This window comes from Ruegeria sp. HKCCA5426, assembly GCF_013034585.1.
Classification (GTDB): Bacteria; Pseudomonadota; Alphaproteobacteria; order Rhodobacterales; family Rhodobacteraceae; genus Ruegeria.
In genome coordinates, this window is sequence record NZ_WQGH01000006.1 from 158,536 (window position 1) to 178,748 (window position 20,213).

The window sequence follows — 20,213 nt, forward strand, 5'->3', positions numbered from 1 at the left end:
TCGGCGTGGTCTAACGTACATGGAACTCTACTAACCGAGCCAGAATCCGTCAGCTGTCACCCAAATTGTCACCCAAACGCGAAAACGCACTTCGCGCTGAACGCATGAAACACGATAAGCATCTGTTTTTGTTAAATTTAAGTGGTGCCCGGGGGCGGAATCGAACCACCGACACGAGGATTTTCAATCCACTGCTCTACCCCTGAGCTACCCGGGCACGGGAACGGCGACTGCCGTTGGGTGGAGGCGTTCTATGACTTGCCACTGGCAGTGTCCAGAGCCTTTTTCACATTTTTTCAATGTGGGCGGTGCGGCCCTTCTTCTTCCGGCGATAAGTCCGTTTCGACATCCTCTTCGCGCTGGGACGGAACGGAATATGACCCATTTAGCCACTTGGCCAAGTCGATGTCGGCGCAGCGTTTTGAACAGAAGGGGCGAAACTTCGTAACGGTGTCATCTCCGCAGATGGGACAGCTCATTTCAGAACCTCCGAAAGCGGGAATCGGGCTCGTTTGCGCTGTAGCTCAAAATGCCCAAGAGGTGTCCAGCCGGCCATTGTTGTCTCGATCGGGTCAGCCTTCAATGCAGCGCGCAAGGCGGATTCAAAGCCACGGCGATCTTTCTTTGGCATAGGGGCCAGATCCACGGTGATTTGCCCGCCCAGGCCGCGCACGCGCAATGCGCGGGCCAACGCCTTGGCGCAAGCGAAGTTGGCTTTAGTTCCCGCCGCCAGCGACGTGTCGGCACCAGTATTCACATCTACAGCGATCAAGGCGCGGGTGGGCTGGATATAGAGATGACCGCCACCCGGCAATGGCTCGGATACCCCGCGGGCGACATCCAAAGCGTCAAGCACCCCTTGCGTATCAAAGCCACCGGTCTGCGTTACAACCTCAGCCGGTTCCGTCCAGTCGCGCCACGCAAGAACATGCGGCCCATCGCCTTCCAACAGAAGTTCAGGCTCGGTCCCCGGATCATTGATAACCTGATCCGCATGAGCCAACATCGCGTTGATGTCCTCGGCGATCTCACCCGCGTCTTCCCCGGCGCAGCACGACCGCAGAATCAATCCGTAGGAACTGCCATCCATACACTCATGCGCAATTTCCAGGAGACGGTCACGCTCATCCTCGTCCCGGATGGAACGCGAGATGTTCAGACCCGGCGCGTCGGGCGTCACGATCGCATAACGGCTTTTGAACAGCACCCGATCAGTGACCGGCAACGCCTTGCCCGGCTCGGCATAGCCGCTTACCTGAACCAGCATCAGGGCACCGGGCGACAAACCTTTGACCTGACGCAGAAAAGCAGGCCCATCCGGCGTTGTCAGGAACATGCCACCCTGCCCCTTGACCGGACGGTCTGCGCGGGCGCGATAGATTGTTCCGGGCGCGGGCGCATCCCCAGCAATCAGGAAATCGTCAAGTTTTCCGTCAACCATCAATGCCGCAGCTTCGCGGTCGTCGATGTGGTCCAGTACGATGGTGCGGCCTTTCATGATGCCTCACGATATAGCGGGTATCCGATGCCTTGCAGCAGAGCAGCGGTTTCAGACAGGGGCAAGCCGACGATACCGGTGAAGGAACCGGAAATCCACGGGATGAATGCGCCAGCGGGGCCTTGGATTGCGTAGGCACCTGCCTTGCCCTGCCAATCGCCGGTCGCCAGATAGGCGTTGATCTCAACGTCAGAAAGGCGTTTGACCTTGACCTGAGACACCACATCGCGCTGCAGCACACGCTCGCCACGCCGAACCGCGACCGAGGTGATGACACGATGGCGTCTGCCGGACAAAGCGTGAAGAAACTCGGCCGCCTGTCCTGTGTCTTCGGGCTTGCCCAATATCCGGCGGCCCAGTGCGACCGTGGTATCGGCGCAAAGGGTGATATCATCGCTATCTGCCTGAACCGCCTGCACTTTTGCCCGCGTGATGCGGTTGCAATATGGGACGGGCAATTCGCCCTTCAGGGGCGTTTCGTCGATATCGGGGGCGCGAATGGCATCGGGCTGCACGCCAAGCTGGGCCAGCAGGTCCAGCCGCCTTGGGCTGCCCGATCCTAAGATAAACGCCATTGGGTTGGGCGTTACTTGAAGCGGTAGTTGATCCGACCCTTGGTCAGATCATAGGGGGTCATCTCGACCTGAACCTTGTCGCCGGCCAGAACACGGATGCGGTTCTTGCGCATCTTGCCTGCCGTATGTGCGATAATCTCATGGCCGTTTTCCAGCTCGACCCGAAACGTCGCATTAGGCAGGAGTTCCTTCACGACACCGGGAAATTCGAGCGTATCTTCCTTGGCCATGTTGTCTCCACATTTACGTTGCACTCGCAGAATCTACGAGGATGTGCGCCTAAATGAGCCTATTTTGGGCTTATTTCAAGGCCGGAATCGCTAAAGTCGGGATAATGTGACGGATTCGACTCGGGTGGTCTGTTCGTCCCAATGGCTGCGGTTCAGCACGCGACCGTCCGCACGAACCGCCGCGATCGCGCCAAGGTCGATTTCCGCGAAGGTCCAGCCGGGCTGATTAAGCGCGCCTTCCGCTAGCACGCCAGTTTCGGGGAACCCCTTGTCAGGCGGCCCAAAAATGCCGCCGGTGCCGGTGTTCATATCCACAGCCTCGGACCAGTCATTGCTTCCCACCAGGGAGGCCATCACTGTAACGCATTGATTTTCCAAAGCTCTGGACATCGCGCCAATCCGCACGCGCCAATAGCCGGACAACGCCTCGGTGCAGGACGGTACAAGGATCAAGTCTGCCTCGCTCAGCGCGCGGCCCAGCAAAGGGAACTCGCTGTCGTAACAGATCAGCACGCCGATCTTGCCCAGCGCAGTGTCGAACAGTTTCAGTGGACCGCCGGGGGCTATGTCCCACTGCTCGCGCTCGAACCGGGTCATGATCTGTTTGTCCTGATGATCCTGCCCGCCATCCGGCGCATAAAGCTCGGCCCGGTTCACTGGACGGCCCAGTCCGTCCACAACCGGGGCCGATGCCCCCAGAATATAGGCCTTGTACTCACGGGCCAGTCGCTGATGCAGGGTGTGCACGTCTTCCATCCGGTCGGAAACTGCGAGGATCGACCGCTCCAAATTGCCGGCTACCTCTGCCCCGTCCAGCGTCGACAATTCCATCGCGCCGTATTCGGGAAGGACCAGCAGTTCGGCCCCTTGCCTAACCGCATCGCTGACCCAGCGATCCAACTTGTCCTCATACTGTGCCCAACTGTCGAGCCAGTCGAGGTCATAGGCGGCGGTCGCGACTTTCATCTGAGGGATCCTTCGGTTCTGGATTGGTGCAACACTAAGTCAGGAGCGCGCGATCTGTATACACCCCGACGCGACTCGACAGGAAAGTGAATTGGCAAAAAGGCCGCGACTTGGTTCAATAGGGACAGGAGGACGCCCATGCAAAACCCTGAAAGCTTCGAAAAGTTCTACTTCGCCAAAGTTGGCATGGGCGAGGCCTGTGGCTGCGCCGAACGCGTCATCGACGTATTCGAGTTCAATCGAAAAGGCGGGGCGCAAACTAAGTCCGAAGTTCAACAGGAAAAGCCCAGACGCCGGTCTTTTCGAGGGTGGGCGGTGAAATATGGTCTTCTCAGCCGCAGACAGACCCGTTGATACCTGACAGCGAAGCTACGCGTTCAGATCCCTGATCCAGAATTGCAACGGTTTCTTTGTCTCGGCCTCTTCGCTTATATCCTTCCACGAAAACTGCGCAACTACACCGGGCAGAGGCTCATACCCGCGCGCGCGCCAGAACGCGTCCAGCGGGCGGTAATTATCGGGCCGCATCGGATGATCCACCGGGCGTTGCACCGCGCAGAAGGCACATTTCTTGAATCCCAGTTCACGGGCATTCGCCTCGCGTAGATCGAAGAACTTGTGGCCAACACCCTGCCCCCGATAGTCCGACAGCAAAACGGATTCCGCACAGTAGAAGATTTGCGACAGGTCCAGACCTGCGCCCTCAAAAGCCGCTGCGAAATCGTCGGAATGATCAGTCAGAGGGGCACCGGTGGATGCGCCGATCAGCCGATTACTATCAAAGGCACCTACAACGATGGACTTGTCGCTATCACGGTAGGATTGCAGGTATTTCCGTTCGTAATCCAGATCGCCGTCATAAAGGTACGGCCACGCCCGAAACACTTCGATCCGCAAGCGCGCGACATCGTCCAGAGCGGCCTCCAACGCCGCTCCGGTTAGGGGGCGGACGGCTGTAACCTCAGCCATTCGAGACCTGTTTGGTCCAGTCAGCGAGGTTGTAGAAGGTCGTAACGCGGGTAATTTTTCCGTTCTTTAGGTCAAAGAACGAGCCCGCAGGAAGGCGATAGGTCTGTCCATGCGCTTCGGGCAAGCCTTCATCAGTTTCCAGATAGGTGCCGTTCACGGTGAATTCGGCCGCCGCGCGGGTGCCGCCTTCGGCGTCGAACACCACGATGTCGGTCAGGTTCTCGCGGTAGCAGCGATTCATATGGGCGCAAAAGGCTGCGAACTGTTCTTTGCCAACCCGTATTTGACCTTCGTTCACATGGTGGGCCACATCGTCGGACAGGCACGCCAACATGCCCTCCACATCACCTGCGTTGAAGGCGTCGAAATAGGTTTTGACGGTCTCGTTCATGATCACTCCGTAGGCTCGCCCCAGCGGTCTTTCAGATGCTTGATGATCTGATCGCGGGTCTGTCGGTAGTGATGTAGCTTTTCTTCGCGGTTCTCGCCCAGTCCAGTAGGGTCCATTATTGGCCAATAATCGACATCCAGATGAAAAATCCGGGTTAAGTCCAGCGCCCGGCGTTGGCTGGCGGGCGACAGCGCGACGATCAGGTCAAACGAGCTGAGGTCGTCGCCCCATTCCTGCATCTCATCAAACGAGCGTGAACGATGGCGGGACAGTTCAACACCGATTTCCTGGCACACTGCAATGCAGAACCCGTCGATTTCCAAGTCATTGTGAACACCGGCGGACTGGACATATGTGCCGGTGCCATAGAATTTTTTCATGATACCTTCGGCCATGGGTGACCGAACCGAATTATGGTCGCAACAGAACAGGATGGACTGCGGCAGAGGCGTCACCCGTCACCCCCCGAAATGCAGCACGCAGATCAGCGTGAACAAGCGGCGGGCGGTGTCGGTATCGACTTCGGCTTTACCTTCCAGCCGCTCCTGCAGGACCCGGCTGCCCTCGTTATGGATGCCGCGCCGGGCCATGTCGATGGTTTCGATTTGGCTGGGCGGCAGAGACTTCACCGCATCAAAATAACTTTCGCAAATCTGGAAGTAATCCTTCACCACCTGCTTGAACGGCCCCAGCGAAAGATGGAATTCGGCCGCTTTCTCCTCGGCCTCGGTCGCGATGTCGAACACCAGCCGTTTGTCGCGGATCGACAACTGCACATGGTAGGGACCGTCTGGCACCACTCTGTCCCCGCGTTTGGGCAGGACAAACGAGTTGTCTTCCAACAGATCATAGATCGCGACCTTGCGCTCCTGCTCGATCTCAGGGGTCGGCGGAGGCAGATTGCGGTCATCCAGTTCGATATGCGAAATGCGGGTCATGTGTGTGCAGTCCGTTCAGGTCGGATCAGGCTTATCGCAACAGAAATAATTGGACAACGCGGGAATGGATCAAATCGACGGCTCCGCTGGGTCAATTTGCTCTTTTGTAGCAATGGGTCGGCGAACATACCGGGATGCCAGTGGGTCAGATGCGTGTCGGGTTCCAACTTTGGGCCGCCAAGCTTTCACTCGTTCAGCCGTTTGAGCCGTGCCGTGACGGACAGACCATGTGCCTCAAGGCTTTCTGACTGGGCCAGTTGCTCGGCCGCGGGGCCAATTTCGCGCAATGCCTCAGGCGTCATCTGGCTAAGGGTGGTCCGCTTGAGGAATTCCATAACGCTAAGGCCCGACGAAAAGCGCGCTGACCGCGCCGTGGGCAGCACGTGGTTGGGGCCGCCGACATAATCTCCGATCGCTTCGGGGGTGTATTGCCCAAGAAAGATAGCACCTGCATGGACCGTTTTTTCACTAAGCGCGACTGGATCAGACACGCACAGCTCTAGATGCTCGGGTGCGATTCGGTTGGACAACTCCGCCGCCTCATCCAGATCGCGCACTGTTATAATCGCCCCGAAATCACGCCAACTGGCACCGGCGATCGCGCTCCGCTGCAGCGTTTCAAGCCGTTTCGCCACGGCCTTTGCTACGTCCTGCCCAAACGAAGCATCGTTCGTGATCAGGATCGACTGCGCGCTTTCGTCGTGCTCGGCCTGACTCAGCAAGTCCAGTGCAATCCAATCCGGGTCGTTATCCTTGTCGGCAATCACCAAAATCTCAGAGGGCCCAGCGATCATGTCGATGCCGACCTTGCCGAAGACACGACGCTTTGCGGCGGCGACAAAGGCGTTGCCCGGTCCGGTAATCTTGTCGACCGGAGCAATCGTGCCCGTGCCATAGGCCAACGCCGCGATCGCCTGTGCTCCGCCGATGCGGTAAATCTCATCCACACCCGAAAGTTGCGCCGCCAGCAAAACCAGCGGGTTCACTTGACCGTCCGGCGTCGGCACGGCAATCGCCAGCCGCTCAACTCCTGCCACCTTTGCCGGAATGGCATTCATCAACACAGAGGACGGGTACGAGGCCAAACCACCCGGCACATACAAGCCAGCCGCCGATACGGAAGACCAGCGCCAGCCCAATGTCGCACCGGTTTCATCAACCCATTGATCATCAGACGGCATCTGCCGTTCATGATATGCCCGAATTCGGCTCGCGGCCAATTCCAAGGCGGCGCGATCATCGGGCGTGACCTGTGCCACGGCTTCGGAGATTTCAGCCGCTGAAAAAGCCAATGTGTCAGGCGTCAGGCCAAGTCGGTCAAATTTTGCGGTCAGTTCTATGACTGCCGCGTCACCACGGGTGCGCACATCTTCAATAATCTGTGCCACAACGGCGTCAACGTCGGGGCTATCCTCGCGCTTGGCGGACAACAGCGCCTTGAACGCTGGTTCGAATTCGCGCGAGGTCGTATCTAGAAAGACGGGCATATTGTGCTCTCCGGGGCGTTTCACCGGGACATATCGCCCGGATGGGCTGGCCTCAACCCTTCAGCAGCAGGGTGCAGCGATTTGCGCATCGGATAATGCGGCATACCAAGCCAGTTTGTCGGCGCGCCTACATCTAACCACCCATAGCGACGATAGAACGCGCGGGCAGTTGTCGTGGCATTCAGATGCGCCGTCGTGCATCCCTGCCCGGCTAACTCATGCTCCAATCGGACCAGCAATGCCAACCCGATCCCGCGCCGCACATAGGCGGGGTCGACGTAAAGCAGCGAGAGTTCCGCCCCGTGGCGCACCCCACCGACACCAGCGACGACGCCATCTACCTCGGCCAGCCATAAGGTCGCCCCCGACTGTATCCATCGCCTTATGGTCTGAGGATCCTTGCTACCCGTCCACGCCGCCAGCAGAGCGGCGTCTTTATGGTGGTCACCAGCGCAAAGATAGGTGATCGACCGGGTCAGAACCCGGCTAATCTGAAACACGTCAAACACGGTCGCGCGACGCAGCTCCAGACCCGTGGATGGCCCAGAGAACGCCTGCGCTATGCCGCGCTTATTCCGGATGGTGCGGGGCCTGCCCGGATGGAGCCTGATACGGTCGGGTGACGTCCTTCAGGGTGGCGTCCAGCGCCTCGACCGTCAGGCGAATTGCGCCATCTCCGGCCAAGGTTAGCAAGACCTGACCTGCACCATCCTCTGCGGCCTCGAAATCGACCGACAACAGGGACATGACCATGTCCTTGTCGCTGCGGTCGATACCCTGGCTGGCAACCGAAAGGACCGAGTCAAAGACCAACACCGACTGCACACGCTCGAATGGCCGATCGCGAAGGGCAGCAGCCTCCTTGTCTTCCCACCGAAAACGATTGAGCAGCAGGCCAAAACGACGTTGCGACGGGCGCCACGTCATCTCGGTGATCGGAAACACCGCGTCCTGAGTGAGTGTCGAGATCACCCGTAGGTCGTCAGGGTCCTGCGCGCCCAGGTTCAGAGGGGCCTCGCGACCGTCGTGGAAACTTGCATCAGTCATTGGTTCTTGATCCGTTCAATCTTGGCACCCACGCCTTCGAGCTTGCGCACCACATGTTCATATCCGCGATCCAGATGATAGACCCGGCTGACCGTCGTTTCACCTTCTGCCGCCAATCCCGCCAAAATCAGCGATACCGACGCACGCAAATCCGTCGCCATGACGGGCGCGCCCTTTAACCGCTCGACCCCTGTCACGGTGGCCGTGCCGCCATGCACTTCGATGTCGGCCCCCATACGCACCAGTTCGGGTGCGTGCATGAACCGGTTCTCAAAAATGCGTTCCTCAAGAACAGACGTTCCCTCGGCCGTACACATCAACGCCATCATCTGCGCCTGCAGGTCCGTCGGAAAACCCGGGAATGGTTCGGTGACCACATCAACTGCGCTGACGCGACCGTTCTTGCGCGCGACTTTCAGACCCTTATCGGTTTCGGTGACATTCACACCTGCGGCATCCAGTTTCGCCGCGAAGCTTTCGACCAGAGACATACGGCCACCCAGCAATTCGACCTCACCTCCGCACATGGCCGGAGCCAGCATATAGGTGCCCAGTTCAATCCGGTCGGTCACAACCTGATGGGTCGCGCCGTGCAAACGGTCGACGCCCTGAATTTCGATGGTCGACGTGCCCTCACCGGCGATCTGCGCGCCCATCTTGCGCAGGCATTCCACCAGATCGACAATCTCGGGTTCGCGCGCTGCGTTTTTCAGAACCGTGGTGCCCTTGGCCAATGTCGCTGCCATCACAATGTTTTCGGTCGCACCGACGGATGCAAAACGCATCTCATGCACAGCGCCCTTCAGCCCACCTGAAGCCTTGGCATGTAGATAACCGTCTTTCAACTCGATCTCGGCGCCCAGCGCCTCAAGCCCTTCGACGTGCAGGTCCATTGGTCGCGCACCGATCGCGCAACCGCCGGGAAGCGAGACCACAGCCTCACCAAACCGCGCAAGCAGCGGGCCCAGCACCAGGTTCGAGGCCCGCATCTTGCGCACGATCTCATAATCGGCCGTATGGTTCGTCAGGTCATGACTGGACATTGCCAGCACCTGCCCGTCCTGCAGCGCCGACACCTCGGCGCCCAGCGATTGCAACAGTGCGGTCATGGTCTTGATGTCGCTCAGGCGCGGCGCATTTGTCAGCGTCAGCGGTTCATCGCTTAACAACGTGGCGGGCATCAGGGTCAGGCAGGCATTCTTGGCCCCCGCAATCGGTATCTGACCGTTCAGCGGCCCGTTGCCCGTCACCAGAATCGAATCCATCTGCTCTTATCCCTCGTCATTGCCGGCCTTGTCCCCAGATGTCGCACGCGCCTTGGCCTGCGCCTTGCGCCGCGCCATATTAGCCTTAAGCGCGGCCTTCAGCCGTTCCTCGCGTGCGTCACCGGGTTTACCGTGTTTTTTAGGTGTATTTCTATCTGCCATAGTCTTTCTCTACAGGAGGCGAAAAAAACCGTCCAGACACCCTTGCGCACCGTTTCGTTTGAGTCTAATCACCCGCCCACAGCGCTGCTGTAGCTCAGAGGTAGAGCACTCCCTTGGTAAGGGAGAGGTCGAGAGTTCAATTCTCTCCAGCAGCACCATATCCCCAAAAAATTCATCTAATTATCAATGCGTTGTGTTTTTGATTCTATTTAAAGCCCACTCCTTGGCCCACCTTTTGAAAATACCATTCTCAACTTCCTTGTTTGCTATCCGAAAAATCGGCGCGAGTGCCAACTGTGGTATACGAAATTGGTTTTCTCGAAGCCTTGCGACACTTCCACCTCAGAATTGGCAGGCCTTAACTGACAGAAAAGTAAGCTGATTCTCGGGGTTCGATACCTCAAGCTAAAGGACTTTTCTTTAATTCTCACTTTCGTCCGAAACCTAAGCATTCTGAAAAAATGTAGGTGGTGCTATATTGAGCATCCAAAATCAGAGCTTCACTTTAACCGCTACAATTTCTCCCACACCGATTAATCACTTGAGTCGCTACAGTGATCGAGTTGCACAACAAAGGGGTCGGGTTGCGGGCATAAGGAGCGTTGGCTGCAGCAAAAAAGTAGGCAGCTGGCACATTACAACTAAAGGTCACAATAAGGTGATGAGGTTTTTCGGTGAATACCCAATTCCCAGAGAAATCGCTGGTCGCTACAACCCAATCCATGCAATGCTATTCAGGTGAAAAACCCAGCTAATACAAACGTTCAGATGCTAAAATGTTGAAGCGGATGTGGGCGATGATCACCTGGAAACCATCGCGTAAGCTTCCGCAAGATTTCTATTGCCTGACACCCTATCTGAACAGCCTAGACCCGATTGAAAATCCCCGCACCCGGATCCGCGACGGACAAAAGGAACGCGAAGCTGGGCGAGACAGAAGGACCGGCAAAACAATCTGGTTGCCGCTTTCTGATTAAGCGTCCTTCGTGCGTCAGCGATAGATCTGCCCCGACCATCGTCAGGTTCGCTAACCCGCGCCTTCGTTTTTCGGCATTGTGCAGCAAACACAGCGACCGTGATTTGCGTAACACAAGCGGATGGGGTGCTCTTTATCAATTTCTTTTTCTTGTTCTTTGTCTATGTCTTGATGGAAGTACGTTCGCGTCGCGTTCGTAGAAACCGCACATTGATTTCATTACAAAAACTCAAATCATTTCGGTTTTAACGATCACTGATTGCTACTGAAACCGGTGCGTTTTTTCCAACCTTGTATTCATCCGGAAGTTCCAATGGCCCTAACCGGCCATTGACCGTCGGCAACTGGTGCTGTGACGCGGCCCGCCGAACCTGCCATTCGCTGCAAGCGCAAATTCATCGGCTGGCTGAACTCACACAATGCGGACAAAACGGATGTACAGCATCACCGAAAGGTGGATGATCTCGAGATTGGTTTTAAGAATTTGAAAGAGGCAGGTCTAGGCATAGGCAAAAGCAAGCAAAACTCCTGCCCCGCCCAAGCAAAGTTCTTCTGACAAGACGCTTGAAAGATCTGCGTTTTGTAGCGCCGGATCGCTATTCAGCTCCCCGCCCGCCCAGAACTGATCTCTTCAGATGATCGCCAGCAGAATCTTAGTAAAGACCCGCGACCTTTGCCCTCAGTTTTATCAGTGATGCAACAGTGTCGATTGTGGGTGTTGCGATCCCGGTCAGTTGCCCCAATTCCTGTACTGAAGTGACCAAGGCATCAATTTCCATAGGTCGGTTCAGCTCCAAATCCTGCCACATCGAGGTCTTGTGTGCTCCGACAGCCGCTCCTCCGTCAATGCGCTTTTCGACATCAATCGGGAACCTAACCCCCAGTTTTTCACCGATTTCCTGAGCCTCTAGCATCATTCCACGTGCCACGGAGCGTGAACCTTCATCAGTACACAAGACATCAAGTGTTGAGTGGGTAAGTGCGGAAATCGGGTTGAACGACAAGTTGCCCCATAGCTTCAGCCAAATTTCGTCCCGTATTCTTGGTCTTACGGGCGCGCGTAACCCGGCGGTGGACAATGCAGCCGAAAGATTGGAGGCACGGTCTGATTTAGTGCCATCGGGCTCACCCAAAGAAAAACGATTGCCTTCGACATGCTTGATCGATCCCGGAGCAATGACTTCCGCGGCCGGATAAACAACACAGCCAAGCACACGATCCGGTCCGAAACCGTTCCATTGCGCGTCTCCCGGGTCTACAGATGACAATCTCGTCCCCTCGAAGGGACCGCCCAGCTTGTGGAAATACCACCAGGGTACCCCGTTCACTCCGCTCACTATTGTCGTTTCATCCCCAATCAGTGGCTGGATCGAGTCCACAACTGCTGGAACGGAATGCGCTTTCAGTGTCACAAAGACATAGTCTTGGGGGCCGAGATCGGCGGCATTGTCCGAGGCGCGTATTGGCACGTTGATCGGGTCCTGCCCATCCTCATGGAGAGTCAGCCCTTTTTCTTGCATTGCAGCCAGATGTGGGCCACGTGCAACGACACTGACGTCCACGTCAGTCTGCGCGAGCTTCGCAGCAACGTAACCTCCGATAGCTCCGGCACCAAAGATGCAAACTTTCATGTGTCTAAGCCTTTGCCAGTCCCAATTTAGCGGCCAGCCCAATCCTTTGTATCTTACCAGTCGCACCTTTTGGTATCTCTCCGAGAATAACCACTGAAGTCGGCACCTTGAATTTTGCGAGCCGTGCGCCAACAAAATCCCGGACGTCCTGACCTGCAATCGTCGCTCCTTCTGAGAGCACCACCGCCGCCGCTATGTCTTCGCCCAGTTTCTCGTGGGGAACGGCAAAACAAACTGCCTGAGCAACGTCCGGATGGTTTAGAAGCACGGCGTCAACTTCAAGTGGACTGATTTTTTCTCCACCGCGATTGATAAGCTCCTTAAGGCGTCCAGTCAGTAGCAGATAATCCTCTTCGTCGAACGACCCTTGATCACCGGTGCGAAACCAGAGTTTTCCATCCGCTTCAAAGAAATTGTCTGCATTTGCCTGCGGGTTGCTCTCATACCCAGGGGTCACGTTCGGACCGCTGATAACGATTTCTCCGACATCCCGCGAAGCGATCAATACATTTTCCGTTTCGTCTGCAATTCTGACTTCAGGGCCCGCTGCTACTCCGACGTATCCGGGCTTTTGCTTTTGTGGAGGAAGCGGGTTGCAACACATTTGATGCGTGGCCTCAGTCATACCGTAGGCCTCGATGACAGGCGCATTGAATGTCGCCACCAACTCTTCCATGACCGGCGCGGGCAACGACGCGGAAGACGACCGCAAGAAACGCAAGCGCGATTGCTCAATGACTGATTGGTTTCGGGCGGCTCGGGCGAGAATAGCTTGGTGCATTGTCGGAACCGCCGTGTACCATGTCGGATCAACCTCAGCGACCTGTGAAAAAAAGCTAAGAGCGTTGAACCCAGGGGCGCAGCTAATTTGCGATCCGGCGCCTAAAGAAGCCGCGACTGCTGCGATCAACCCATGGATATGGAACAGCGGCATGATGCTTAGACAACGATCATCGATTGTCAGCTTCAAAGACGAAGCCACGTTCCGTGCCGACGAGTAGATATTGGCCTGCGTCAAAGGAACGATCTTGGGGCGCGACGTTGTTCCTGATGTATGGAGTATCAGGGCGACGTCATCTTCACCCGGCGCTGATGTATCAGCCACTCCAATTGGGTCACAGGCCAAAACGGAAAACTGTCCAGCTGGACGAGAACTATCGCTAGAAATCCGCAAGACGGCCACACCCAGTTCAGTCGCCGCTTGCACGGCTGGGCCACTTTCGTTTTCGCTTACTACAAGAGCCTTGGCTTTCAAGTCTTTGAGATAGAATACATATTCTTCGAAAGTATAAGAAGGGTTTAAAGGCGCCGTCGTCGCCACTTGGGCGACGGATATGAATGCCGTCGCCATCTCTGGTCCGTTAGGCAACACAATTGCCACCCTGTCGCCGCGCCCTATTCCGATCTGATGCAGATCCTCTTTGACCTTCGCGCAATGCTCGCGCAAACCAAGGTAGCTTAACCAAGGCTGGCCAGGGGCGCCAATGGCATTTGCCGTGTCTGCATGGTGTGCAATCAATTCAGCGACTAAATGGGGCATCTGTTATCCGTTTACACAAGCATCGGTTTCTTTCGCAATGTTAGGTCGTCGCAGCAGGTTCTAAGTCACGCGTACGTTCAGGCTGCCCAGCTTGTCGACGGCCAAGACCATAACATCCCCTCGGTTGACGGGACCAACACCAGAAGGTGTCCCTGAAAGGATAACGTCCCCGGCCGCAAGCTCGAAGTAGTCGCTCAGATACGAGATCATCTCGGGGACTTTCCAAATCATTTGGTTCAAGTCGCCTTCTTGCCGAACTTCACCATTCACCGTCAGAGTAATCGGACCTCTGTCGAGATGCCCGACCTCTGATGCCTTGTGAATTGGTCCGCATGGCGCCGAGCGCTCAAACGCTTTCCCAATTTCCCACGGGCGGCCCATCTTTTTCATCTGCCCTTGCAGGTCGCGACGGGTCATATCAAGCGAAAGGCCGTACCCAAAGACATGATCCAATGCATCGTCCACCGAGATATTCGTGCCGCCGGACTTGAGCGCAACAAGCATTTCTGCTTCGTGGTGCACGTCGGAACTGTGCGGAGGGTACGGGAATTCCCCTGAAGGGTCCAAATTGTTTGGGTTCTTTTGAAAGAAAAATGGAGGTTCCCGGTTCGGGTCATGGCCCATTTCAATTGCATGCGCCGCGTAGTTTCGCCCAATGCAGTAGACACGCCGGACCGGGAACGTGCCGCCCCCCGATACGGGTATGACATGCACCTGCGGCGCGGGAATTACATGATCGGACATCGCTTTCCTCCTGAACGCTTGACTGCCAAAGATCGGATTTCCGAACGGTCAGATACCTTCCGATCGATGCCACGCCACATTCAAACGGGCGCGGCGGCTTACCAAGTCATCGCCAAAATTCAGGCTGTTTTGCAAGACCAACGGCTACAATCTGCCCCGACCATTTCCCGAATTGGTTGGGCGCCAGCGCTACTTCAGCTGTCGGACTGGATGCTCGTAGGCAGCACCCGCGAATAAACCGATTTCAGGTGATCCACCATGGCACTGGCCGCAAGCTCACAGTCGCCCTTTGCTATGGCAGACACGATCACATCATGTTCGCTAAAGCTGGAATAGTTTTCTGCGGGCTTTAAAGTTTCGCGTGGCTGCCCCCAAACAATCGATCTTCGAACCGAATTCAAAGTCTCAAAGAAGTATAAAAAGAGCTGGTTACGAGTGGAGCGGGCTATAGCGTAATGCAAATTATTGTCCCAAGCTTCGTACGTGCGCCAATCCTCTGCGGTACGACATTTGTCCGCGCATAGCCTCATTTGCTCACGATCGGAACGTGTGGAATGGAGCGCTGCGAGGCCGCTAAGCTGCGGCTCGATAGTAAATCTAACAGATACAACCTGCTCAGGTTTAATTTGGTTGCCCAAATAAGTTACATCGGTGAGGTTGAGAACCGGCCTGGAACCAACAAATGTTCCCCGCCCCACATGACGCCAGATCAGCCCCTGGGCCTCAAGCTCTGCCAACGCTCTTCGCAACTGATTGCGAGTGGTCCCAAGTTTTGAACACAGCTCACGTTCAGGTGGGAGCCTGTCGTTATGCCTGTATCCGGCATTGTTAATCAGGTCGCGTACACGGTGCGCGAGTTCGGTTGGTGCACTCATATCTCCACCCAATTTGGCGATTGGTTGATTGATTGAAACGCCAAGTCGGAAAAAACTCAAGGGCAAGAGGAAAGCAAGAAACGAGTCGCCGGACAGGATCCGTGACCACGTCTTGACACAAGCACGAGGGAGGAGTGCCGAGTGCGGTTAGCAACTGTTTCCGTAGAGGGCCACGCCGTTTGCGTGGCAATACTAAACGATGGCGGCAAGTTGGACGTTTTGCGCGCAGCGCAAGTGCTTGGCGAAGCGCTGGACGCAGGTTCAATGCAGCATCTGATCGCAGGCGGAAAAGAAACGCTCGGCGTTTTGAAAACCCTCGTTTCATCGGCCGAAACGGGTAATCTAAACGACGCACTGGTCCCGGATGACGCGCCGTTTCTGGCACCAATTCCTTCCCCGCGTAAGAACGTTTTCTGTGTCGGGCGCAATTATGCTGAACACATCGCCGAGGGCGAACGTGCCCAAAACCAAAAAATTGGCGTAACAGAGCATCCGGTCTTCTTCACAAAACCGCCGACATCGATTGTGGCGCCAGAGGCAGACATTCTGATATTCCCCTCGGTCTCACATGCCATTGACTATGAAGTTGAACTGGCAGTTGTGATTGGAAAACCGGGGCGAAACATAGCCAAGGCTGACGCATACGACCATGTATACGGCTATACGATCCTCAATGACATCACCGCACGCGACATTCAACGCCGACATGGTGGGCAGTATTTCAAAGGCAAAGGTTTAGATGGGTCTTGCCCATTGGGCCCCTTCATAGTGACCGCTGATACAATCAGTGATCCGCACGCTCTATCAATCGGATTAACAGTCAACGGCGAACAGCGCCAAAACGGATCGACGTCGGACATGATTTTCGACATTCCAACGCTGATCGCATCCCTTTCAGAAGGTATGACCCTGGAACCTGGCGACGTAATCGCGACCGGCACACCGTCTGGTGTCGGATACGCCATGGACCCACCACAGTTCCTGAAAGACGGGGACACTGTGGTTTGTGAAATTTCAGAAATCGGCACGCTCAGGAATACCGTGCGCGTCGTTTAAGTGGCTCCTGCATAGCTGAATCTGCGGGTTGCCAACCATGCAAGGGAGGAAGACTAAAATGATGAACAGAAGGACTTTCACAGCGTCCTTGCTTTCGGCGGTTCCGGTAGCAGGAGCACTAGGAACACAGGGCTTTGCGCAGGACTTGCGTAAAATTACCTTCGTGCAGCCAAGCCCTTCGGCAATCAATTCATTTCCGGTTTTTGTCGCCATCGGCGAAGGTTATTTCGCTGATGAAGGGTTGGATGTGACCGTCGAGGCGATCAACGGCTCAGGAGCCGTGCTTCAAGCATTGTCCGCCGGACAGGCTCACTTCGGTCGCCCCGGTCCTGGCCCCTTAATTGCCGCACGGTCGCGGGATGTAGATGCCGTACACATCTACAACGTTGCGGCACGCAGCAACTTTGGCATAGCCGTGCCAGAAGACTCTGACATCCAAAGTGTTGAAGAGCTTCGAGGTAAAGTTATCGGAACAGGTACGGCCGATGGCGCAGAAGTCGGCTTTGCACGTAACGTGATGACCGGAGCAGGCATGAAAGAGGGTGAAGACTTTACCTTCCTTACCGTCGGCGACGGTGGCCCGGCGACCGCGGCTTTCCTAAACGGCGAAATCGACGCTTACTCTGCTTCGACGGCTGATACGGCAATTCTGAACCAGCGCGGAATGGCGGTGCGTGACATCACGCCTGCGGAGTTCGGGCGTTTCTTCGGTAACGGCATCGCCACAATGGCTGACACAATCGCCAACGACCGTGAATTGGTCGAAGCTTGGAGCCGCGCGTTCGCACGTGGTCATGCATTTGCACTGGATGATGCCAACCGTGAAGCTGTTTTGAAGCATTTGGCGGATGGCAACCCGCAGGAAGGCGAGGACAAGGAGTTCCAGTCAGCACTGTTCGATGCCGTACGCTCGAAAACTATCGCGGCGGATCCGAGCAATGGCCTGGGATGGTACCCCGCCGAAGTTTGGCAGGAATGGCAAGACGCACTTGTTGCAGGGGGCGAAATCCCAGGGCCGCTGGATGACCTGAGCGCTGCTTGGACCAACGAGTTTGCTGCCATTGGCAACGCGGCTGTCAGCAAATGAACGCTGTAGTCACACATGAGTTTTCCGGCGCGCCTTTGGGCACGCCGGTCTATGAGTTGACCCATGTAAGCAAGACCTATGCACGCAATCTTGTTGTCGCTCTCGAGGACATCAATCTGACGCTTCGGAAAGGAAGCTTCACATCTGTCATCGGGTCCAGCGGGTGCGGCAAGTCAACTCTACTAAAGATCATGGCGGGTCTGATCCCGCCCACCAAAGGGCGTGTAATCCTTCAGGGGCAACCAGTCACTGGGACCCGCCGGGACATCGGTATGATGTTTCAGCAAGCGACGCTTTTCCCCTGGAAAACAGCGGTGGAAAACATCGTCTTGCCAATTGAGATCCGCGATGGAAAAGCGGCGGCCAAGCAAGCTATGGCCAAGGCGCATGAACTTTTGGACATCGTAGGTTTGCAAGGGTTCGAAAACGTATATCCGAACGAATTGTCAGGCGGTATGGCACAACGCGCTTCGATCTGCCGAATGCTGATCACGGAACCAGCCGTGCTATTGATGGACGAACCGTTCAGCGCGCTCGACGAGTTGTCACGCGACATGATGAACATGGAATTGCAGCGGATTTGCAGGGAACAGGATGCGACTGCTTTTCTTGTGACGCACTCAATTCAGGAAGCTGTTATTTTGTCTGACGAAATCGTCGTCTTGAAACCGCGCCCAGGCAGGATTGCTGAAATCGTTGAGGTCGACCTGCCACGCCCACGAACACTCGACATGATGACGACACCCAAATTCGGCGCTATCGTTGACTACATTCGCAGCCTCCTTGATAAGGGAGAAGAAATGTGAGCGAAGTTCAGAATTACTCACCTTCCGTAAAAGACGCTGCCCCCTCAGAAGACACTGTATGGGAGCAGAAGGTTCACTTTATCGACTCGGTTCCTCGCTGGCTGGCGATGACCTTTGTCTTCGTGGTTTTTGTCGGAACTTGGCAAATTGTGACCAGCCTTAGGCTGGTCTCTCCGATCATTCTACCGACGCCGATGGAGACCCTCAAAGATATGATCTTCGTGGGGCAAAACCTTTTGACCGGCGGCTACATGCTTGGGGCACTGTGGATTACCATCAAAGAGGTAATCTATGGTTTTGCGCTGGCAATCGCGATCGGATTTTCGCTGGGTGTTTTGGTTGGCGAAACAGCCTTTGGCGAGAAGGCAGTAATGCCCTATTTGGTTTCTATCGATACGATGCCGAAAGTCGCGTTCGCTCCTCTTTTTGTGGCTTGGTTGGGTTTCGGCATTGAATCCAAGGTGGCACTTGCGGCCTTTATCGCGACGTTTCCAATCGTGGTTGGGACTGCGGCCGGACTTCACGCCGCCGACGAAAACGCGCGCATGTTGTTCAAGACGATGGGCGCCAGCCGGATGCAGACATTGATCAAGATGAAGCTGCCAACCGGTCTGCCGCAGATATTCACCGGCCTCAAAATCGGAGCAGTTGGTGTTATGGCAGGCGCGATCACAGGAGAGTTCCTGGGGGGCGGTAAGGGATTTGGTGAGTTGATCCGTGTTGCGGCATCGCAGCTCAATACTCCGCGCGTGTTCTCCTTGATCCTGTACCTAAGTCTCGTTGGTCTCGCTGTATTTGCGACGGTGGTTTGGACACAGCGAAAACTGGTGTTCTGGCACAAAGAGCAGGTTGGCAGAGATGACTTCTGAGCCAGTGAAAATAAACTGCCAGACCTTGCGTGAATTTGTGGCGAGCGCGCTCGAAACTCGAGGTGTTCCAAAAGCGGATGCAGATCAGGTGGCCTCGACGATGGTTGAGGCCGACATATTCGGATATGGCACCCATGGAGTCTTTCGCTTGCGCCAGTATCTTGCCCGATTGGCCGGAGGCGGGTGCAACGCCAAACCAAACGTTACCGTCATACATCAGTCTGTCGCGACCGCGTTGATTGACGGCGATGACGGCCTTGGGCATTTGGCTATGTCGGCGGCGCGAGATCTTGCGATAGAAAAGGCGAAAGAGGCAGGTATCGGATGGGTCGGTGTTCGGCGCGGCAATCATGCTGGACCTTTGGCACTTTATGTGCGCCCACAAGCCGAAGCTGGAATGCTTGGCATGGCCGCAGCGGTGGGCAGTGCTAACCACGTTCCGCCCTATGGCGGAAGCGACTTGCTTCTTGGCACCAATCCTATCGCTTTCTCTGCACCTGCCGATGGCCCCGACCCGTTTGTGTTTGATATGGCGACGACAGTTGCCGCGATGGGTAAGATCAAGACCCTGTTGCAGCAAGGCGAACCTATGCCCGAAGGTTGGATGGTTGGGCGTGATGGCAATCCGTTAACGGACCCTGCCCGCAAATCAGAAGGGTTTCTTTTGCCGATCGGAGGTCCGAAGGGTTTCGGCCTTTCCGTGGCCATAGGGTTGATGGCCGGAGTCTTGAACGGCGCTGCCTTCGGCTCTGACGTAGTCAACTTCACATCAGACACAACCTCACCCACAAACACAGGGCAATTCGTAATGGCGCTTGATCCGGCGGCCTTTGGAATGGAAAAAGACTTTGCTTCGAATGCAGCCCGCGTCTTCTCTGAAATGCGCGCATCCACCCCCCTGCCCGGTCATGACCCGGTACGCCTGCCCGGAGACGGAAAAACGGCTGCAGCTGAGGCCCGTCGCAAAGACGGTGTAAGCCTCAACCCCGCTCTTTGCCGAGACCTTAACAATCTCGCCCTGAACTGTGGACTGCCTCCCCCGTTTCCTGATGTTAACACTGACTAGCGGCATATCTGAGGGAAGCCGGACTGCACTTTTGA

The 20,213-nt window shown here is 56.0% G+C and carries 24 protein-coding genes and 2 tRNA genes; 7 read left to right on the plus strand and 19 right to left on the minus strand.

What is annotated here, in order from left to right; genetic code table 11:
- Positions 1-142: 142 nt before the first annotated feature.
- From GOV87_RS12260 to GOV87_RS12285, 6 genes are all read right to left on the minus strand, one after another.
- Positions 143-217 (minus strand) — tRNA-Phe (locus GOV87_RS12260).
- 79 nt (positions 218-296) lie between these two features.
- Complete coding sequence (locus GOV87_RS12265; protein ID WP_171211967.1) at positions 297-479, minus strand: DNA gyrase inhibitor YacG; 183 nt, start codon at positions 477-479, stop codon at positions 297-299.
- Positions 476-1,498: a ribonuclease E/G gene (locus tag GOV87_RS12270; protein WP_171211968.1), complete on the minus strand. Its 1,023-nt coding sequence runs from the start codon at positions 1,496-1,498 to the stop codon at positions 476-478. The genes GOV87_RS12265 and GOV87_RS12270 overlap by 4 nt, the downstream gene beginning before the upstream one ends.
- A complete protein-coding gene (locus GOV87_RS12275) occupies positions 1,495-2,073 on the minus strand; it encodes a nucleoside triphosphate pyrophosphatase (protein ID WP_171211969.1) in 579 nt (192 codons plus the stop codon). The genes GOV87_RS12270 and GOV87_RS12275 overlap by 4 nt, the downstream gene beginning before the upstream one ends.
- Positions 2,074-2,084: 11 nt before the next feature.
- Complete coding sequence (infA, locus tag GOV87_RS12280; RefSeq protein WP_005978431.1) at positions 2,085-2,303, minus strand: translation initiation factor IF-1; 219 nt, start codon at positions 2,301-2,303, stop codon at positions 2,085-2,087.
- A 90-nt stretch (positions 2,304-2,393) separates the two neighbouring features.
- Positions 2,394-3,269 carry a carbon-nitrogen hydrolase family protein gene (locus GOV87_RS12285; protein WP_171211970.1) on the minus strand — a complete coding sequence of 292 codons (876 nt, stop codon included), beginning with the start codon at positions 3,267-3,269 and terminating at the stop codon, positions 2,394-2,396.
- 138 nt (positions 3,270-3,407) lie between these two features.
- Between GOV87_RS12285 and GOV87_RS12290 the strand changes: the two genes are divergently transcribed.
- Positions 3,408-3,623 carry a hypothetical protein gene (locus tag GOV87_RS12290; protein ID WP_171211971.1) on the plus strand — a complete coding sequence of 72 codons (216 nt, stop codon included), beginning with the start codon at positions 3,408-3,410 and terminating at the stop codon, positions 3,621-3,623.
- Between the two features lie 15 nt (positions 3,624-3,638).
- Here the strand turns inward: GOV87_RS12290 and GOV87_RS12295 are convergent, their stop codons facing one another.
- The 9 genes from GOV87_RS12295 to GOV87_RS12335 form a co-directional block, all read right to left on the minus strand.
- Complete coding sequence (locus tag GOV87_RS12295; RefSeq protein ID WP_171211972.1) at positions 3,639-4,238, minus strand: GNAT family N-acetyltransferase; 600 nt, start codon at positions 4,236-4,238, stop codon at positions 3,639-3,641.
- Positions 4,231-4,629, minus strand: a complete 399-nt coding sequence (locus GOV87_RS12300) for a ketosteroid isomerase-related protein (protein ID WP_171211973.1) — start codon at positions 4,627-4,629, stop codon at positions 4,231-4,233. Before GOV87_RS12300 ends, GOV87_RS12295 begins: the two co-directional genes overlap by 8 nt.
- 2 nt (positions 4,630-4,631) lie before the next feature.
- Positions 4,632-5,084 carry a low molecular weight phosphatase family protein gene (locus GOV87_RS12305; RefSeq protein WP_171123576.1) on the minus strand — a complete coding sequence of 151 codons (453 nt, stop codon included), beginning with the start codon at positions 5,082-5,084 and terminating at the stop codon, positions 4,632-4,634.
- A 3-nt stretch (positions 5,085-5,087) separates the two neighbouring features.
- Entirely contained in the window at positions 5,088-5,567 is a 480-nt protein-coding gene (locus GOV87_RS12310) for a UPF0262 family protein (protein WP_171123578.1), read from the minus strand.
- Between the two features lie 185 nt (positions 5,568-5,752).
- Complete coding sequence (gene hisD, locus GOV87_RS12315; protein WP_171211974.1) at positions 5,753-7,054, minus strand: histidinol dehydrogenase; 1,302 nt, start codon at positions 7,052-7,054, stop codon at positions 5,753-5,755.
- Between the two features lie 20 nt (positions 7,055-7,074).
- Positions 7,075-7,554, minus strand: coding sequence for a GNAT family N-acetyltransferase (locus tag GOV87_RS12320; protein WP_371813506.1), 480 nt, complete (start codon positions 7,552-7,554; stop codon positions 7,075-7,077).
- A gap of 70 nt (positions 7,555-7,624) precedes the next feature.
- On the minus strand, positions 7,625-8,101 hold the full coding sequence (locus GOV87_RS12325) for a DUF2948 family protein (protein ID WP_171126174.1): 477 nt from the start codon (positions 8,099-8,101) through the stop codon (positions 7,625-7,627).
- The gene (murA, locus tag GOV87_RS12330; RefSeq protein WP_171211975.1) at positions 8,098-9,366 is read right to left on the minus strand and encodes a UDP-N-acetylglucosamine 1-carboxyvinyltransferase; all 1,269 of its coding nucleotides are present in this window, start codon (positions 9,364-9,366) and stop codon (positions 8,098-8,100) included. The genes GOV87_RS12325 and murA overlap by 4 nt, the downstream gene beginning before the upstream one ends.
- A 6-nt stretch (positions 9,367-9,372) precedes the next feature.
- The gene (locus GOV87_RS12335; protein WP_171211976.1) at positions 9,373-9,528 is read right to left on the minus strand and encodes a hypothetical protein; all 156 of its coding nucleotides are present in this window, start codon (positions 9,526-9,528) and stop codon (positions 9,373-9,375) included.
- A gap of 83 nt (positions 9,529-9,611) precedes the next feature.
- Here GOV87_RS12335 and GOV87_RS12340 point away from each other — a divergent pair.
- Positions 9,612-9,686 (plus strand) — tRNA-Thr (locus tag GOV87_RS12340).
- A 1,471-nt stretch (positions 9,687-11,157) separates the two neighbouring features.
- On the opposite strand, the gene GOV87_RS12345 is transcribed toward GOV87_RS12340, so the two are convergent.
- From GOV87_RS12345 to GOV87_RS12360, 4 genes are all read right to left on the minus strand, one after another.
- Positions 11,158-12,135 carry a 2-dehydropantoate 2-reductase gene (locus tag GOV87_RS12345; protein WP_171211977.1) on the minus strand — a complete coding sequence of 326 codons (978 nt, stop codon included), beginning with the start codon at positions 12,133-12,135 and terminating at the stop codon, positions 11,158-11,160.
- A 4-nt stretch (positions 12,136-12,139) separates the two neighbouring features.
- Positions 12,140-13,675, minus strand: a complete 1,536-nt coding sequence (locus GOV87_RS12350) for an acyl--CoA ligase (protein ID WP_171211978.1) — start codon at positions 13,673-13,675, stop codon at positions 12,140-12,142.
- A gap of 60 nt (positions 13,676-13,735) precedes the next feature.
- Complete coding sequence (locus GOV87_RS12355; protein ID WP_170383457.1) at positions 13,736-14,419, minus strand: fumarylacetoacetate hydrolase family protein; 684 nt, start codon at positions 14,417-14,419, stop codon at positions 13,736-13,738.
- 194 nt (positions 14,420-14,613) lie between these two features.
- Positions 14,614-15,294, minus strand: a complete 681-nt coding sequence (locus GOV87_RS12360) for a FadR/GntR family transcriptional regulator (protein ID WP_171211979.1) — start codon at positions 15,292-15,294, stop codon at positions 14,614-14,616.
- 141 nt (positions 15,295-15,435) lie between these two features.
- Between GOV87_RS12360 and GOV87_RS12365 the strand changes: the two genes are divergently transcribed.
- Genes GOV87_RS12365 through GOV87_RS12385 form a run of 5 tightly spaced genes read left to right on the plus strand, consistent with a single transcriptional unit; the run spans position 15,436 to position 20,178 of the window.
- Complete coding sequence (locus GOV87_RS12365; RefSeq protein ID WP_281995639.1) at positions 15,436-16,350, plus strand: fumarylacetoacetate hydrolase family protein; 915 nt, start codon at positions 15,436-15,438, stop codon at positions 16,348-16,350.
- A gap of 58 nt (positions 16,351-16,408) precedes the next feature.
- The gene (locus GOV87_RS12370; RefSeq protein WP_170383461.1) at positions 16,409-17,437 is read left to right on the plus strand and encodes an ABC transporter substrate-binding protein; all 1,029 of its coding nucleotides are present in this window, start codon (positions 16,409-16,411) and stop codon (positions 17,435-17,437) included.
- The gene (locus GOV87_RS12375; protein ID WP_170336353.1) at positions 17,434-18,243 is read left to right on the plus strand and encodes an ABC transporter ATP-binding protein; all 810 of its coding nucleotides are present in this window, start codon (positions 17,434-17,436) and stop codon (positions 18,241-18,243) included. Before GOV87_RS12370 ends, GOV87_RS12375 begins: the two co-directional genes overlap by 4 nt.
- Positions 18,240-19,112 carry an ABC transporter permease gene (locus GOV87_RS12380; RefSeq protein WP_170383463.1) on the plus strand — a complete coding sequence of 291 codons (873 nt, stop codon included), beginning with the start codon at positions 18,240-18,242 and terminating at the stop codon, positions 19,110-19,112. The genes GOV87_RS12375 and GOV87_RS12380 overlap by 4 nt, the downstream gene beginning before the upstream one ends.
- Positions 19,102-20,178, plus strand: a complete 1,077-nt coding sequence (locus GOV87_RS12385; RefSeq protein WP_171211980.1) for an Ldh family oxidoreductase — start codon at positions 19,102-19,104, stop codon at positions 20,176-20,178. The genes GOV87_RS12380 and GOV87_RS12385 overlap by 11 nt, the downstream gene beginning before the upstream one ends.
- Positions 20,179-20,213 lie beyond the last annotated feature (35 nt).